This is a genomic window from Amycolatopsis sp. lyj-346 (assembly GCF_046548975.1).
In the GTDB taxonomy this organism is placed as follows: domain Bacteria; phylum Actinomycetota; class Actinomycetes; order Mycobacteriales; family Pseudonocardiaceae; genus Amycolatopsis.
The window spans coordinates 35,703-51,983 of sequence record NZ_JAJPWT010000008.1 but is presented as its reverse complement, the minus strand read 5'-3'; the positions used below and the strand labels follow the sequence as shown (position 1 = coordinate 51,983).

At 71.5% G+C, this 16,281-nt stretch carries 12 protein-coding genes and 2 pseudogenes; 1 reads left to right on the top strand and 13 read right to left on the bottom strand.

The window, feature by feature from the left end:
- Positions 1 to 109: 109 nt before the first annotated feature.
- Positions 110 to 379 (bottom strand): annotated as a pseudogene (locus tag ACLJQE_RS23995) (helix-turn-helix domain-containing protein); the annotation flags it as partial.
- A 160-nt stretch (positions 380 to 539) separates the two neighbouring features.
- On the opposite strand from ACLJQE_RS23995, the gene ACLJQE_RS23990 reads away from it, so the two are divergent.
- Complete coding sequence (locus tag ACLJQE_RS23990; RefSeq protein WP_410641574.1) at positions 540 to 974, top strand: hypothetical protein; 435 nt, start codon at positions 540 to 542, stop codon at positions 972 to 974.
- Positions 975 to 1,109: 135 nt separating this feature from the next.
- Here ACLJQE_RS23990 and ACLJQE_RS23985 read toward each other — a convergent pair whose 3' ends face one another.
- The 12 genes and pseudogenes from ACLJQE_RS23985 to ACLJQE_RS23930 all read right to left on the bottom strand — a co-directional run bounded on the left by ACLJQE_RS23985 (position 1,110) and on the right by ACLJQE_RS23930 (position 16,268).
- Positions 1,110 to 3,458, bottom strand: a complete 2,349-nt coding sequence (locus ACLJQE_RS23985) for a right-handed parallel beta-helix repeat-containing protein (RefSeq protein ID WP_410641573.1) — start codon at positions 3,456 to 3,458, stop codon at positions 1,110 to 1,112.
- A 49-nt stretch (positions 3,459 to 3,507) separates the two neighbouring features.
- The gene (locus tag ACLJQE_RS23980; protein ID WP_410641572.1) at positions 3,508 to 4,428 is read right to left on the bottom strand and encodes a carbohydrate ABC transporter permease; all 921 of its coding nucleotides are present in this window, start codon (positions 4,426 to 4,428) and stop codon (positions 3,508 to 3,510) included.
- Positions 4,425 to 5,372: a carbohydrate ABC transporter permease gene (locus ACLJQE_RS23975; protein ID WP_410641571.1), complete on the bottom strand. Its 948-nt coding sequence runs from the start codon at positions 5,370 to 5,372 to the stop codon at positions 4,425 to 4,427. Before ACLJQE_RS23975 ends, ACLJQE_RS23980 begins: the two co-directional genes overlap by 4 nt.
- A gap of 3 nt (positions 5,373 to 5,375) precedes the next feature.
- On the bottom strand, positions 5,376 to 6,677 hold the full coding sequence (locus ACLJQE_RS23970; protein ID WP_410641570.1) for an ABC transporter substrate-binding protein: 1,302 nt from the start codon (positions 6,675 to 6,677) through the stop codon (positions 5,376 to 5,378).
- A gap of 106 nt (positions 6,678 to 6,783) precedes the next feature.
- Positions 6,784 to 7,872, bottom strand: a complete 1,089-nt coding sequence (locus ACLJQE_RS23965) for an enolase C-terminal domain-like protein (protein ID WP_410641569.1) — start codon at positions 7,870 to 7,872, stop codon at positions 6,784 to 6,786.
- 256 nt (positions 7,873 to 8,128) lie between these two features.
- Positions 8,129 to 8,941 (bottom strand): FadR/GntR family transcriptional regulator, encoded by an 813-nt coding sequence (locus tag ACLJQE_RS23960; RefSeq protein ID WP_410641568.1) that lies wholly within the window; start codon positions 8,939 to 8,941, stop codon positions 8,129 to 8,131.
- A 223-nt stretch (positions 8,942 to 9,164) separates the two neighbouring features.
- Entirely contained in the window at positions 9,165 to 10,610 is a 1,446-nt protein-coding gene (locus ACLJQE_RS23955; RefSeq protein WP_410641765.1) for an alpha/beta hydrolase, read from the bottom strand.
- 327 nt (positions 10,611 to 10,937) lie between these two features.
- Positions 10,938 to 10,985: pseudogene (locus ACLJQE_RS23950) on the bottom strand (hypothetical protein); the annotation flags it as partial.
- Positions 10,982 to 11,179: a carbonic anhydrase gene (locus ACLJQE_RS23945; RefSeq protein ID WP_410641567.1), complete on the bottom strand. Its 198-nt coding sequence runs from the start codon at positions 11,177 to 11,179 to the stop codon at positions 10,982 to 10,984. The pseudogene ACLJQE_RS23950 and the gene ACLJQE_RS23945, both read right to left, overlap by 4 nt.
- Positions 11,180 to 11,227: 48 nt before the next feature.
- Positions 11,228 to 15,025, bottom strand: a complete 3,798-nt coding sequence (locus tag ACLJQE_RS23940) for an amino acid adenylation domain-containing protein (RefSeq protein WP_410641566.1) — start codon at positions 15,023 to 15,025, stop codon at positions 11,228 to 11,230.
- Positions 15,022 to 15,225 (bottom strand): MbtH family protein, encoded by a 204-nt coding sequence (locus tag ACLJQE_RS23935; protein ID WP_410641565.1) that lies wholly within the window; start codon positions 15,223 to 15,225, stop codon positions 15,022 to 15,024. Before ACLJQE_RS23935 ends, ACLJQE_RS23940 begins: the two co-directional genes overlap by 4 nt.
- Before the next feature lie 20 nt (positions 15,226 to 15,245).
- On the bottom strand, positions 15,246 to 16,268 hold the full coding sequence (locus ACLJQE_RS23930) for a MupA/Atu3671 family FMN-dependent luciferase-like monooxygenase (protein ID WP_410641564.1): 1,023 nt from the start codon (positions 16,266 to 16,268) through the stop codon (positions 15,246 to 15,248).
- Between the last annotated feature and the right edge of the window lie 13 nt (positions 16,269 to 16,281).

Genomic DNA, 16,281 nt, shown 5'->3' with positions numbered 1-16,281 from the left:
TTCGGGCGTGACCGGGTTCCCGCGCGCGGACCGCGGGGGCCGCCGGTTGTTCCCCGGCCGGCCGGGCGCCGCCCTCGCGACGGCGCCACCTGAGCAGCAGTTCACCCAGCTCGTCGTCGGTCGCGCCGCACTCCTGGGCGATGGCGACGAGCAACTGGTAGTTCGGTGGCGCACTCCGCCCGGTGCAGTACCGGTGCAGGCTCGACCTGCTGACGTACGTTCGCTTGCCGAGCTCGGCGTAGCTGAGGCCGCTGCGTTGCTTCAGCTCCGACAGCAGCCCGGCGATCTCGTCCACGTGCGCCCCTCCCCGGCCGAATGCCAACGAAACGCCTGCCCCCGCCACAGCCCCGCGGCCGATGCATGACCCAGGCCGTCTCATTCACGAGGTGAACGCGCAGTTCAGAGCCCGGAACGGCGTCCCGCCCCCGGACGGGACGCGAAGATCTTGATATCGGCGGGCTGCCCCGGCGACAGTACTTCCGGGCGGCGGCCGATCAGGGCGTCGCGATGATGAGGGGAGCACAATGCGACTTCAGTCGTTGACGAAACGGGTGGGGCCGGTGGTGGCCACGGCCGCGGCCGCCGTGCTGCTGGGGTTCACCGGAACGGCACAGGCGGCTCCGGCCGCGCCGGAGCCGGGTGTGATCGTGGTCGAGGAAGTGGTGCCCGCCGACGCGAACGCGCCGGTGCAGACGATGGGCACCAGCTGCACCTGGCCGGCCTGCGGGGAGGCGCACAACCGCACCGGGAAGAGCCTGCAGATCGAACGGGACTCCTCGTCCCACTGGAGCTGCAAGGTGTCCGGCGACCACCGGAAGACGCTCAAGGACGGCGGTGACTCGACCGCCTACTGGAAGGACACCGACTGCGTCCGGTCGACCAAGTGCAAGATTCTCTTCCGCGGCGAATCGTACAACCCCGGTGAGTGGATCCGGCTGTACAACCCGACCTGGTTCTACAACCTCAACTGCTGACCGGGGGACGCGCCCGGCAAGGTGGTTCGTGACACCGGCCGTGCTGCCTGCCGGCGGTGAGGCGATGGCGGCCGGGCAGGCACACGGCTCGTGCACCCGCCCGGTCTGCCATGCCCGCCGCGTGCTGTCGAGGTCCTACTTCCGCACGCCGGTTGCGCTGAACTCCTGCACGCCGACACTTCCGTTTTGGTTGCTGTTGCGCGCGTAGAGCCGGATGCCGGTGGTGGCGACATCGGCCGGCGGCCGGTAGACGACCGGCGCCACCGTGTTGATCGCCTGGTAGGGCATGATGTCGATCCAGGCGTTCTGGCCGGCGCTCCACCGCTGCACCTTCCAGTGGGTGGTCATCCAGGTGCAGCAGTTGTCCTGCTGGATGGTGAAGGCGAACCGCTCGTAGTCGGCACCGAGATCGAACTGCACCCAGGACTCGTTCACGCTGGAGCCGGCCTCGCCGGTCTCGGTGACGCCGTCCCAAAGCTTGCCGAGGCCGCTGTCCCAGGCACTGCGCTGCGACACGGTGGAATAGCCGGCCAGGTTCTCCCCGGGCACCTTCCTCCGCAGCGCGGCGTACTCCGGTTCCAGGCCCGCCTGGTTCATGATGGTCCGCGCCTCGGCCGGCCACGCACCACCGGTCACCACGTGCGGTTGGCCGTCGCCGTCGTAGCTGGCCCCGCTGAGCCAGTTGTCGGCGAAGTCGGTGTAGTTGTGCGACGCGTACACCGACAGGGGCCGGCGGTAACGCGGGGAGAAGTCGAACCGCCCGCCCAGCCCGACGTTGTAGTCCCAGCGGGTCCGGTGACTCTGGTTGTCGCTGTAGTAGTTCGCGGTCGACGTCGGGTGGTGCACGTGGTTGTGGCTGACCACGCTGCCCGGCCACGACCCGAACGAGTAGACGGCCCCCGAGTCGTGCACCCCCCAGGACACCTTGGACGTGGTGTTGTACACCTCGTTGTGGCTGAACGTCGTCTTGCCGATCCCGTCCACCCCGTCGAGGAGGCTGGTCTCCTCCGCCTTGCGCTGGTGGAAGCCCATGAACGAGGTGTCGTAGACGAGGTTGTGGGTGACCGCCACGTTGTAGGTGTTCATCAGGCTGATCCCGGTCGCCGGGAAGAAGTCGTCACCGGTGTCGGTCACGACGTTGTTGCTGATCGTCACGTTCCTGGTGCGCCGGGCGCCGTCGACGTGCACGTCCATCCACCGGCCCGCGATGATCCCGGCGGCGGTCAGGTTGTAGAAGAGGTTGCCGGTGACGGTGACGTCCTCGGCTCCGGTCAGCAGCTGCAGCCCGCCGCTGCCCATCTTGCCCACGGTGTTGTTGGTGAAGGCGATGCCTTTGGCGTTGGCCAGCTTGATCTGACCGGGCACCTCGCCGCCGTAGCCGTCGTGGTTCGGGTCCTTGAAGGGGTCGTCCGCGTACTGCGCCTCCGCCTGCGAGCCGCCGATGAACCGGTCGCGAGGCAGCAGCCAGTTGCCGTGCTCGAACGTGATGCCGTCGAACGCGATCGCGCTCGCCTTCGCGGACGGGCTGGACCCGGCCACGTTCACCAGCGTCTCCACCACCGGCACGTACGCCCCGGCCTGGTTGACATCCTCTCCCGCCCGCGGGTGGTAGTACACCTTGTTCGTCGCCCGGTTCAGGTACCACTCTCCGGGGGAATCCAGCTCCTCGAACGCGTTGAGCACGTAGAACGTGTCGTCGTAGTCCAGCGAGAAGCCGTCGTCGCGGTTCAGCCGCACCTGGAAGTGCGGCTGTGCCAGGCGCACCCGCTTGCCGGCGCCGCTCGCGCTGATGTCCACGACGGGGAAGTAGTCGATCTTGAAGCCGATCGCGATGTGCAGCAGCCGGATGTCGCGGACGTTGGTGTACGCCGGGACGCCGGCCGCCGGGAACTCCAGGCCGTCGTAGGAGCGGGTCGGCCGCTCCGGGTTGGCCGGCGGGTTGGGGATCGATGCCTCGTCGAAGAAGCCGTTGCCCACGATGCCCTTGCCCATCGCCAGCTGGGCCCGCCGGCCGCCGACGTAGAGCTGCCGGAAGTAGTCGGCGTAGCCCGCCGACTCCGGTACGTCGGCCACGAAGTAAGGCCGGCCGGCTACCCGGCTCCAGCCCCTGACGGCCTTACCACCGTCGATGACGGGAGTCTCGCCCGGAAACGCCCGGTAGACAACCTTGAACCCGCCGGAACCCGAGTCCGCCTCGGTCAGGGTGAAGGTCGCCGTCCGGGTGTACCGGCCCCCGCGCAGACAGACGCCGAGGTCGGCCCGCATGTCCTTGTTGAGCCCGTGCAGCCGGATGTGGTCCCGCGCCCGTTCCAGGGTCGCCCAGGGGCGATCCGGTGAGGTTCCGGCATTGCCGTCGCTGCCCGACGCCGAGACGTACAAGGTGCACGGTGCTGCTGCCGCGTGCGCCGGCCCGGCGGCCACCAGGCCCGCAGCCAGCACGGCTCCGGCGACGGCCGCCACGGCTGCTCGCCTGCTTGTGTTCATAGCGTTCCGCTCCTTGTTCGGTGGTCGGTCGCTTGTCCGATCCGCACGGCTACTCCTTCGTCGCCCCGGCGGTCATGCCGGAGACCAGTGCACGCTGGGAGAAAAGAAAGACGATCAGGACCGGGATGCTGGTGAGCAGCGCAGCCAGCGCCAGCTCGGGCCGGAGGATCTCCGAGATGCCGCTCGAGGAGTTGAACATCGGCGAGGCGGTCAACAAGGTGTTCAGCCCCACCTGGGCGGGATACTGCTCGCTGTCGGGCAGCATCACGAACGGCAGGAAGAAGTTGTTCCAGCTGTGCACGAAGCTGAAGAAGGCGACCAGAGCGACCACCGGCCGGGCCAGGGGCAGCGCGATCCGCCGGAAGACCGTCCACTCGTTCGCGCCGTCCATGCGGGCCGCGTCCAGCAGGTTTCCGGAAATGGTGGTGGCGTAGTAGATGTAGGTCAGGTACACCCCGAACGGGAAGAACGAGAGCGGCAGGATGACGCTCAACCGGGAACCGGTCAGGCCGAGCGCGTCCATCTCGAGGTACAGCGGCAGCACCAGGGTGGCGTTGGGCATCAGCATCACCGTCAGGGTGACCGTCAACAGCGCGACCCTCCCCCGGAAGCGCGCTGTGGCCAGCGCGTAGCCGGCGGGCACCGCGGTGACCAGCGTGATGACGAGCGCCGAGAACGAATACAGCGCCGAATTGCCCACCCAGGTGACGATCGCGTGCGACTGGAAGTCGTACAGGTGCTGCCAGCTGGCCGCGAGGTCGTCCAGCGAGCCGAAGGTCAACGGAGCACCGTGCACGATTCCCGCGTCGCTTCGGGTCGGGGCGAGCAGCATCCAGGCGATCGGCACGACGAAGAAGCACAGGAAGACGCCGACCACCAGCACCCAGGTGACCCGGGCGGCCACTGACGCCGCGCCGGCCCGGTTCCGGCCGGCGGGGGCCCGGTTCGCGGTCGACGACGGATTGGTCACGAGTGGTCCCTCTCGAACAGCCCGGCCTTGAACACGGCGGCTGCGGCGCAGCCGAGGCTCAGCACGAGCAGGACGACCGCGATGGCCGCCGCGCCGTTGAAGTCGGCAGCGACGAACGCGAACTGGTAGCTGAGCTGGTTGGGCGACCAGTCGTCGGGCACCTGCCCGAAGCTCGCCGTCCCCACCAGCTGCGGTTCGACGAACAGCTGGGCCCCGCCGGCGAAGGCGAGGATCAACATGTACGCGATCCACTTGCGCAACATCGGGAGCTGTATCCGAAGGGCGATCTGCACCGCGCCGGCTCCGTCGATCCGGGCCGCCTCGATGACCTCGTTCGGAATACCGTTGAGCGCGCCGTGAATGATGACGATCCAGCTGCCGGCGCCCGTCCAGAAGGCGATGATCGTGAAGATCGCCGGCAGGTTCTCCGGCGCCACGACCTGTGCCGCGCTGCTCCAGCCGACGGCCCGCAGCACCGGACCGACCGGACTCGCGACCGGGTCGAGCAGGATCAGCCAGATCAGAACGCTCGACGCCCCGGCGAACGCACCCGGCAGGTAGCAGAGGAACCGGACCACCGCGCTCGTCCGCTTCAGCCGGCCGTGCAGCAGCAGGGCCAGGGTCACCACCAGCACCATCAGGCTGCCGAGCCACAGGGTCAGGTAGACCCCGATGTGGGCGAAGGCCGAGCCGAACCGGTAGTCGGCGAACACCCGGGTGAAGTTGCCCAGGCCCGTCAACTGCCCGCTGGAGTTGGTCACCGACAGCCACAGGGCGTAGGCCGCCGGCGCCACGCCGAACAGCAGCAGGAGAATCGTGTAGCCGGCCACGAAGAGGTAGCCGACCCGGCCGCCGCTGCCGACACGCCGCCCGCGGGGCTTCGCCGTCCGGACACCGGGCCGGCTCGCGCCGGCCCGTGCCTGGGGAGTTCCGGTCGCCACCATCGATCAGTTGACCTTGTAGCCGAGTGCGGTGGCCTTGTCGGCGATCGCCTGCTGCCACAGGTCCAGCTGCGACGAGACGGACTTGCCGGCGGAGAGCGCCGGCACCACGGTCGCGGCGTAGATCGCCTCCTGGCTGTACAGCGTGCTGACCGCCCACTTGGTCCAGATCCGCGGGGCGGCCTGTTGCAGGACCGGGCCGATGTCGTTGGCGTAGTAGCCGGACGCCCGCTGAGCCGCCAGCCAGCCGGCTGCCGCCGGGCCGTAGGCGGGGTAGGTCGCGGCGGTCGCCGTGTACCCCGGGTCGGTGGTGACCCAGGTGACGAAGTCGACGGCGGCCTTGAGGTTGCGACTGTGTGCGGAGACGAACCACATCCCCCCGCCGACGGCACCGGTCCAGGTCTCGGCGTCCGCCGCGAACTTCAGCGGCGCGGCGGCCGCGATTTCTCCCGGCGGGGTGCGGTAGCCGGCGTTGAACAACGCCTGGCCGTACCAAGCGGGCCCCGGCATCATGAGGATCTTGGCGGCCTGCTCCTTGATGAAGCCGGTGTCCCACTTGCTACGGGTGCCCAGCGCACCGGCACTCAGCAACGGATCGAGCAGCTGCGCCATTCTCGTGCACGTGGGGTCCCGGAGGTCGACGGTCACCGTCTTGTCCCCGGTGAGAACGCCGGCCGGGCACCGGCTGCCCCAGAAGTAGACGTGCGGCGTGGTCGGGCTGCCCACCTCGCCGACCAGGTATCCCGGGTGCTCCTTGCTCACCCGCAGGCCCAGCTGCTGCCACTGCTCCCAGGTCGCGGGGACCTGGTAGCCGAACTGGTCCATGAGCTTCTTGTTGTACCAGAGCACATTCTGGGCCAGGTCGTTGCGCACGCAGTGGACCTTTCCGTCCACTGTGCACTGGTCGAGCGCGCCCTTGACGTACCCGTCGAGCACGGACCGGTCGACCAGCGTGTCGAGGGGAGCGGCGAACGGGGTTGCTCCCGTGGTCGCCCAGGCGAGGTCCTGGACGTTCGGCCAGACGACGTCGGGCCACCCTTCACCGGTACGGTCGAACAGCTCGACCTTGGTCCGCAGCTCGGTGCTTCCGTTCGCGCCGCCGCTGTAGGTGACCGCCTTGATCTTCGCCTCCGGGTGAGCCTTGCGGTAGGCCTCGACCGCGGCGGTCCGGGTCGCGTCCACCCACACGGTGATCTCGCTCGACGGATCCTGCGGCCCCGGGCTGAACGGGCCGGCGGCGTCCCGCTGGGCGCCGGCCCGGTTGGGGTCGGCGTTCGCGCAAGCGGTGACCAGCAATGCGGCCGTCATCACGGCCACCAGCGCACGGGCTCGACGCGGGCCTGTCCTGGTCGACGGGGTGATCATGGATTCCTCCCAGGAATGGTCATGTCGTCGTGGTGCTGCGGGCAGCCGGTCATGGGACGCATACGTACTCCCCGAGCGCGGCGGGATAGGCCGGCCCGGGTGCGAGGCCGATCCCGTGGTCGCGGGGCGCCAAGACCGAGCCGTCCGGTTCGACGCCCGATCCCTTGCGCACGGGGTTGGCGGTCACGAGGGACTCGTAGTAGGTGGTGTTGGGGATCGCCATGCACAGGTGCCGGGCCGACTGGGTGTTGCCGTGCACCTCGGCCCGCAGCCGGTAGGCGTCCGCCAGGTGGGCGATCCGCATCGCACCGGTCATCCCGCCGCGCAGGGCCGCACTCGTCCGGACGTAGGTCGCGCAACCGGCAGCAAGGAAGTCGGCCGCGCTCAGGTGCGCGCCGGGGATCGTCTCGGCCACGTTCAGCGGCACACCGACCCGCTCGGCGAGCCACCGGTACGCCGTGATGCTGTACTCCCGGATCGGTTCCTCGTACCAGAGGTAGCCACACTCGGTCAGGGCGTTGCCGACGTGCACGGCGTCCGCGAGGTCGAACGCCGCGGAGCCGTCGTACATCAGCGGGACGTCCGGACCGACGTGCGCCCGCAGCGCCTGGATCAGCCGGGTATCGCGATCGCGATCGCCCCAGGCGTGCAGCTTGATGGCCGAATAGCCGAGCGCCAGACACTGGTCCGCGACGTCGAGGTACTCCTCGACGGAATCGAAGGTCACGGTCGACGCGTACGCGGGGATGCGCGTGCGGTAGCCGCCGAGCAGCTGCCAGCACGGGGCGCCGTGCACCCGCCCGGCCAGGTCCCACAACGCCGTGTCGACGACGCCGAGCAGGTGAACAGGCAGGTACTCGCCGCGGTCGACGTTCCAGAGGCGCTCCCACAGCCACTCGCGCTGCAACGGGTCGGCGCCGACCAGCTCCGGGCGCAGCACGCGGTCGACGAGCTCCCGCAGAACGACGGCGGAGCCCGGCTTGTGCGCGGTGGCCACACCGGTCGCACCCGTGTCGGTGCCGATGCGGATGATGCCGACCTGTCCGCCGGCCCCGCCGCGCAACCCGTCACGCCACCGGAAGGGCGGCTCCGGAGCGGCGACGTCGGCGGAGAAGGTTTCCACGTGGGTGATGCGCACGGTAACTCCGGTCCGAGCGGGGCGGCACCGCATCTGCGGTCAATGAAGCGGGTACATCTGCTGTGAGATGTGCAACATAGCAGCCCTTGATCGAAATGAGTAGGCCCCATTTTGGCCTCGGCGAGCGACAAGACGGACGCTCGCACTCAAATGCGGGATCAGGGCGACTTATTAACCTGCTTCATTTGAAGCCGATGAACCAGCCTCGGGAGGGCGAGAACGACAGCCATCTCCCTGTCGTGCCCCGTGCTTGCGGTCAGTGCGACCGGAAGACTCGCCGATCGATCTCCGCCTCGTAACTCAGGCGGGTGCGCTCGACGTGCGCCAGGGCCGCCATGCCTGCCTGTTCGGCGTCTCCGCGCCGGACGGCCTCGAGGATCTGACGGTGTTCCGCCAAAGCGGTGGCCACCGGACCACCGCTGAACCCGCCGAACGCCGCCGCCACCACCCGCCGTTGCAGCCCCTGAACGGTCGCGATCGAGTCGAGCAAGAACGTGTTGTGGGCAGCCCTGGCGACGGCGAAGTGGAAGGACTCGTCGGCGGCTGCCATCTCCCTCGGATCCCCGGCCTCCAGCGACCGGGCATACGCATCGAGGGCGTCGTCGATGGCAACCAGCTCGCCCGGCGTGGCCCGCTTCGCGGCCAGGCCGGCCGCAGCCCGCTCCTGCACCCCTCGGAACTCGAACATGTCCATGATCTGGGCGATGTCAGTCGGCACGAACGCGGCCACCGGCGACACCGGCGCGTCCGCCGGATCGGCGACGAAGATGCCCCTCCCCCGCTGCGTGCTGATCCGGCCGGTGGCCGAGAGGGTCTTCAGCGCATCCCGGGTGATCGTCCGGCTGACGCCGAGGATCTCGGCGAACCGCGCCTCGGTGGGCAACCGGTCACCCGGCCCGAAGCCCTGCTCGGCGATGAACTGCAGGATCCGCTCTGCCGCCCGGGTGTAACCCGGCCGGTAGACGGCCCCCCTGTCCACCTCCGGCTCGAACGTCTCGACCTTGACGTGATCCGTTGCACCCACCGGACGAGTATGACTCATCACACGGTCGCCCTCATCGCGCCACATCGTCGGCGCCGACCAGCACCGGATCATCGCCGCCCGGAAAGATCTGCTGTCCGAACAAGGCTCGCACGCGGCGACGAACCCGCCCGGGTCACTCCGGCGACGGTCTTCGCTGCCCCTGCGGGCCGCCGGAGCGACCGAGCCGAACCCTCGGTCGTCCCGCGGACCCCCGGGTGGCGTGCCGAGGTCACGCCCTCGGCACGCCACCGCAAGAAGGCAGCTCCGGTCAGCTATTCGCCGCGCAGAACGCGTCCCCGGGCGGGCGCACCCCTTCGGCGAGGTAGCGGGCCACCGCGGCGTTCGCGCAGGCGTTGGTGCCGAACAGGTAGGCGCGGTGCCCGCCCTGGTCGATCGTCAGCAGCTTGGCCCGCTGCCCCAGCGCCGCGCGCATCTCGACGCCGCCCGGGTAGTCGGTGCCGTTGTCGCGCAGGTTCTGCACCATGAGGATGTTCGACGGGCCGCGGTCGGTGATGCGCACCTGCGGTTCGGTCCGCTGCGCCGGCCAGAACGCGCAGGCCCAGACGTTCGCCGCGGCCGCGCCGAGCATCGGGTAGCGGGCCCGGTCCTCGGCCACCGCGTGCCGGTAGACCTCGACGTCCTTCGGCCAGCCGTCCATGTTGCAGACGATCGCCAGCAGCCCGGAGAAGTCGAACCCGGGCGGCAGCGGCGGCCGCGCGATCGTGCCGTTCTCGGCCTGCTGCCAGACCTGGGCGAGCAGCGGGAAGGTCGCGTCCGACTGGGTGAGGGCCTCGTTGATCCAGCGGAAGGTGGCGCCGTCGACGGTCTCGATCGGCGTCTGGTCGAGCTTCGCGGCGAGCGCGAAGTACTTGGCCTTCACGGCTTCCGGCGTGCTGCCGAGGCCGTAGGTCGCGTCCTGGGCGGCGACCCAGGCGGCGAAGTCGGGGAAGTGCTTCTCGAAGCCCGAAGCGAACCGGCGCGACCAGGTGTAGTCGAGGCCGCCCGGCCCGGTCGAGCTGTCCAGCACCACCCGATCGGTGCGGTTCGGGTACATCGTCGCGTAGGTCGCGCCGAGGAAGGCCCCGAACGAGTAGCCGAGGAAGGAGATCCGCGGCTCGCCGAGGGCCGCCCGGATGCCGTCGAGGTCACGCGCGACGTTCCGGACGGTGATGTGCGGCAGCAGCGGTGCCGACGGCGCGGCCGCGCAGCCCTGGGCGTTCTGGCGGGCCACCGCGGCCTGGGTGTCGACGCCCGCGTCCGTCACGGCGTAGGCGGGCGGGATCATGAACGTCACGGGCAGGTCGCACGTCACCCGGGTGCTGTTCCCGGCCCCGCGCGGGTCGAAGGCGATCAGGTCGTAGGCGTCCCGTACGGCCTGCGGCAGGCCCAAGGCCAGCAACTGCAGCGGCAGGGCGAGCTGGGAGTCGCCCTGCGATCCCGGGTTCAGCAGGAGCACGCCGCGGCGCTTGGCCGGATCGGCGGACGGCAGCCGGGAGAACGCGAGCGTGATCTTCGCCCCCGACGGCCGCGCGTAGTCCAGCGGCGCGCTCATGGTCGTGCACTGCAGGCCCTGGGCCGGTTCGGGCACCCCGGCGCAGGGCTGCCACGTGAGTGCCGTGTCGGCCGTCGACGCGACGGCCGGCACGGCGGGAAACCCGGTGACCGCGGCCAGCACGGCCACGACGAGCACCCGGAAGCGTCTGGAAAGCGACATGGACTGGCCATCCCCTTCGGCGCGACGGCACGCGGGCCCCATTCCCGTGTGCCGTGTGGACGCCGGAGGTTTCCATGCCGGGCCGGACCCGGGAACCGCCGTTCGGGCTACTGCCCGGCGGCGACGAACGCGTGCGCCTCCCCGTCGAGCCGGGGCACGCTCGCCGCCCCGGCATCCCGCGGGTGCTCGAGTTGTTGCAGAACGTTGCGCAGGGCGGCCGCTGCGTGCTCGGCCCGACGTGCCGCAGCCAGTCCCCCAGCGGCCCTCCGGCGCTCCGTCCGCGACGGCTTTCATTGCGCCACCGGAGGAATGACCGCAGACGACGATCTCCGGCACCCCGAGCACGCCGACCGCGAACTCGATCGACGCGTTCATCGACGGGTCGGCCTGCCCGGGTGGACGAGGTTCCCGATGTTGCGGATGGCGAAGCGGTCTCCGGGCCCGCTGGTGGTGATGGGATTGCGCACGATGGGAGAATCGCCGCAGGTGACGAACAGCGTGCGGGGGCGCCGGCCGTCGGCCAGGCCCGTGTCGCGCAGCAGCGGCGCCGCCCGGCTTGCGCCGCGCACCCGGCGTGGATCACCGGTGACCCGCGCCGGACCGGCGGGGGCTCCCCGTCAGCCGTCGCGGAAGACCCTTGCCGCGATGACCGGCGCACCCTCTTCGCCGATCACCGAAAGGTGGTCACCCGGCACATCGAGCAGCTCCGCCGCCGGGGCCGGATCGTGCCAGCGCTCGAAGTGTTCGGCCGGCCACGGGCTTCGCTCCGCGCGCACCACGACGAGGCGGAAGCCCGCCGGGCCGGGGCGGTAGCCGCGCTTGGCCTGCTGCAGCCGCGACATCCGGTCGAGCAACGCGCGGACCTCCGGTGCCACGGCCTGCCCGCCCACCCCGAGGACGCGGAGCTTCGCGCGGGTCGCTTCGTCGAGCTCGCCGTCGCGCTCGCGCCAGGCCAGCAGGTCGGCGAGCAGCTCGTCCACTTCGCGCTGCGCGGCGGAAGCCGGGACGGGCACCGGGGTGTCGATCAGCACCGCCGACACCGGGTTCCCCGTCCGGTGCAGCCGGGCGGCGACTTCGTAGGCGAGCAACCCGCCCAGCGACCAGCCGCAGACCGTGTACGGCCCCGGCCCGTGCGCGCGGATCCGCCGGGCGTGGCGGTCGGCGAGGAACCCGATCGGATCGGCGTCCCCGGGCTCCGCGGGGTCCCACGCGACGCCGACCAGCTGGTGGCTCGGCTCGAGCTCCTTGGCCAGCTCGCGGTACCCGATGAGCTCGCCGATACCGTCGTGGAGGCAGTACACCCTGGTCCGCGAGTCCGCGGAGTTGAGCGCGACGAGGCCAGGGGCGGCCGGTTCGGGCCGGGCCCACGTCGCCAGGCCGGCGACCGTGGGCGTCTCGAACAAGGCCCGCAAGGGCACCCGCACCCCCGCGTCGGCCAGCTCGGCCACGATCCGGCCGGCCAGCAGCGAATGCCCGCCCAGGTCGAAGAAGTCGTCGAAGACGCCGATCCGGTCGACGGCCAGCAGCCGCCGCCACACGTCGGCCACCAGCTGCTCGGTGACCGACCGCGGCGCGACGAAACCCGCGTCCGCCGCACGCGCCCGGTCCGGCGCGGGCAACGCGGCCCGGTCCACCTTGCCGTTCGGGGTGCGGGGAAGCCGGTCCAGGAACACGAACGGGCCGGGAACGAACTGCGGGGGCAGCGTCTCGCCCAGCCATGCGCGCAGCTCCGCGACCGCGGGCCGCTCGCCCCCGGGCACGACATGGGCGACGAGCCCCGATTCCCCGGCCGTCACGACGGCGGCGGCGACCCCGGCGTGCGCGAGCAGCCTCGCCTCGACCTCACCCGGTTCCACCCGGACACCGCGGATCTTGACCTGGTGGTCCAGGCGGCCGAGGAACTCCAGCACGCCGTCGGCGGACCACCGGCACCGGTCCCCGGTGCGGTACAGCCGCGTGCCCGAGCCGAACGGGTCGGGCACGAACGCCGCCGCGGTCTCGGCCGGCCGGCCCCGGTATCCCCGCGTGACGCCCGCGCCGCCGATCAGCAGTTCGCCCGGAACGCCGGCCGGGCACGGGTTCATCGCCGGGTCCACCACGTACACCCGGACGTCGTCGGCGGGCGAGCCGACCCGGTACGCGGGGCCGTCGGCTTCGGGCAGCCGCGACCGCGTCGCGGTCATCGTCGTCTCCGTCGGCCCGAACTGGTTGACGACCTTGCCGCGCAGCCACGCGCACCCGGCCAGCCGGTCGGCGCTCAGCCGTTCGCCCGCGCACAAGACGAGCCGGAGGTTTTCCAGCGCGCCGGGAGCGACCGGCACCGCGGCGAGCTCGTACAGCAGTGAGGGCACCACACTCGGCAGCACGGTGACCCCGGCGGTGCCGAGCAGCCGGACCACCTCGGCCGGTTCCCGGGACGGCGGCACCACCAGGCGGGCCCCGGCGGTCAAGGCGCCGAAGATCTCGCGCACCGAGGCGTCGAAACCCAGGCCGGTGAGCGTGATCGCGGTGTCGTCCGGGCCCAGCCCGTACTCCCGGCGCAGGAACCGCAGGTGCGTCGCGACCCCGCGGTGGGTCGCCTGCACGCCCTTGGGCCGGCCCGACGAACCCGAGGTGTAGGCGACATAAGCGAGCCCGTCGGGGTGCACGGGCCGGCCGGGGTTGCCCGCGGGCCGGGTGGCGTACGTCCCGAACTCGACCAGGCGGCCGTCCCAGCCCGCCGGCACGGCCGCGGCCCGCTCGGCGATCAGCAGGGCGGCGCCGGAGTCCTCCAGCAGGTACCCGCGCCGGGTCGGCGGCAGCCCGGGATCGAGCGCGACGTAGGCCGCGCCGGACTTGAGGACCGCGAGCAACGCCACGACGGCCGGGATCGAGGGCGCCAGCTGGACGCCCACGACCACCTCGGGCCCCGCGCCGCGCTCGACGAGACCCCGCGCCAGCCGGTTCGCCCAGGCGTTGAGGCCCCCGTACGTCACCTCCGTCCCGTCCGGCCCGGCGACGGCGACCGTGTCCGGCCGCTCCGCGGCGCGCGCCTCGACCAGTTCGTGCACGGCTTCGGCGGGCGGTGCGCCCGGTGCGGGCCCGGCGAACTCTTCGAGCAGGCGGTCGCGTTCGGCGGCGCCGAGCATCGGCAGCCGCGACAGCGAGACGTCCGCGTCGACCACCACCGCGGCCAGCAGGTTCCGCAGGTGTCCCGCCATCCGCTCGATCCGGTCGGCGTCGAACAGCGCGGTGCTGTAGCGGATGAACCCGTCGAGCCGGTCCTCCCCCTCCCGGAAGGCCAGGGTGAGGTCGAACTTGGCCTGGCCGGCCAGCAGCGGGTGCTCCTCGGCCCGGATGCCCGGCAGGTCCCAGTCCAGCTCCCGCACGTTGTTGACCAGGAACATCACCTGGAACAGCGGTGTCCTGGCCAGGTCGCGCTCCGGGCGCAGGTCCTCGACCAGCTGCTCGAAGGGGAGGTCCTCGTTGTCGTAGGCGGTGAGCGTGGTTTCGCGGACGCGGTGCAGCAGCTCGGCGAACGTCGGGTCGCCGGACAGGTCGCCCCGCAGCACGAGGGTGTTGAGGAAGAACCCGATCAACGGCTCGGTCTCGGCGTGGTTCCGGTTCGCCAGCGGGGTTCCGACGGCCACGTCGGCCTGGCCCGCGTAACGGGAGAGCAGCACCTGGGACGCGGCCAGCAGCACCATGAACAACGTCACCCGCCGGTCGCGAGCCAGCTCCAGCAGTCCTTCGGCCACCAGCCGCGGCACCGCGAACGGCACCGCGGCGCCCGCGGTGGCCCGCCTGCTCCCGCGCGGGCGGTCCGTGGGCAGGTCGAGCGGTGCCAGCCCGGCCAGTGTCTTCCGCCAGTAGGCGAGCTGCCCGGCCGCCCGCGGCCCGGCCAGGCGGTCCCGCTGCGTCACGGCGAAGTCGCGGTACTGGAACCCGAGTGGCGGCAGCTCCGGCTCGGTGCCGGCGGCAGCGGCCCGGTAGGCGGCGCTCATCTCCCGCAGCAGGACCCTCGCCGACCACGCGTCGATCACCGCGTGGTGCCACACGGTGACGAACACGTGCTCGTCGGGGGCCAGCCGCAGGACGGCCGCCCGCCAGAGCGGGGCGGCGGTCAGGTCGAACGGCTCCGCCAGCAGGTCGGCGGCGTGCTCGTCGACGCGCCACGCCGACGTTTCGACGACCGGCAAGGCGACCTCGACGTGCTCTTCCACCACCTGCAGCGGCGTGCCCCCGGCGTCGGCGAACCGGGTGCGCAGGATCTCGTGCCGGTCCACCACGCACCGCAGCGCGGTGGCCAGCAGGCCGGCGTCCAAGGGGCCCGTCAGCCGCCACGCCCACGGGACGAGGTACTGCAGCCCGCCCGGGTCCAGCCGGTCGAGCAGCCACAGCCGGTGCTGGGCGAACGACAGCGGCGTGCCCGTCACGGCCGGCCGTCCATCCACCGGCGCAGGCCGAGCGGGCGCATGTCCGTCCAGACCTGCTCGATCCGGTCCAGGCACGCCTGTTCGGAGCCGGTAGTGCCCTCCGGCCGCCAGCCGTCGGGCAACGGGACCGGCACGGGCCAGATCGAATACTGCTCCTCGTCGTTGAGGACCACCTGGTGGGTGACAGCCGGATCGGACATGACGCTCCTTCGTCGCGGGTTCAGCGCTCGTGCCAGGCCAGGCGGAGCCGGTCGAGGTGCGGCAGCCCGGCCAGCGCGGCATCGGTGTCGCCGAGGAAGTCGATCAGGCACGCCACCTCGTCGACGCCCGCGTCGGCCAGCTCCGCCACCGTGCGCAGGCCGTCGGTCACCGTGCCGAAGAGGCCGGCGCTGTCGAAGTAGCGCTCGAACGCGCGAGCGGCGAGGAAGGCCAGGTCGCCTTCGTCCAGCTGCTCGAGGTCGATCCCGCGCAGCACCAGGGAAGCCGACTTCGCCAGGTAGGCCGTGAACGGGGTGCGCACCAGTTCCCGGACCGACGTGCGGTCGGTCCCGAGGCAGGTGTGCGCCATGACCACGACGTGCCCGCCCGGGTGCCGCTGCGCGGCCGCGAAACTCGCCCGGTAGGCGGCGATCTTGGCGCGCAGCTCCGGGACGTCGTGCCCGATCAGGGTGGTCAGCACCCCCACGCCGAGCCGGCCGGCCAGCTCGAAGCTCGCCACGTTGCCGGCGGTGCTCAGCCACATCGGCAGCTCCGGCCGGACCGGGGACGGGTAGATGCGGACGCGGACGGGCCGGTCCGCGCCGTCGACCAGGTCGACGTGTTCCAGCCGCCAGAGCCGCCGCACGGTTTCGACGGTCTCGGCGAGGCTCTGCCGCCGGTCCGCGTACGCCTCCGGCCGGATCGCGAAGTCCGCCGCGTGCCAGCCCGACGCGAGCGCGATCCCGGCGCGGCCGCCGGAAAGGTTGTCCACCACCGACCACTCTTCGGCGATCCGGACCGCGGGGTGCAGCGGAGCGACGACGCTGCCCGCCCTGATCTCCACGCGTTCGGTCACCGCGGCGAGCGCCGCGCCGGTCACCGCCGGGTTCGGGTAGGCGCCGCCGAAGGAGTCGAAATGCCGCTCCGGCGTCCACACCGCGGCGAGGCCGTGCTCGTCGGCGAACCGGGCCCCTTCGAGCAGCAGGCGGTACCGGTCGCGGCCGGCGCTCGCGTCGTCGGCGAAGTAGAACAAGCTGAAGTCCACTGTGCCCGTCCCC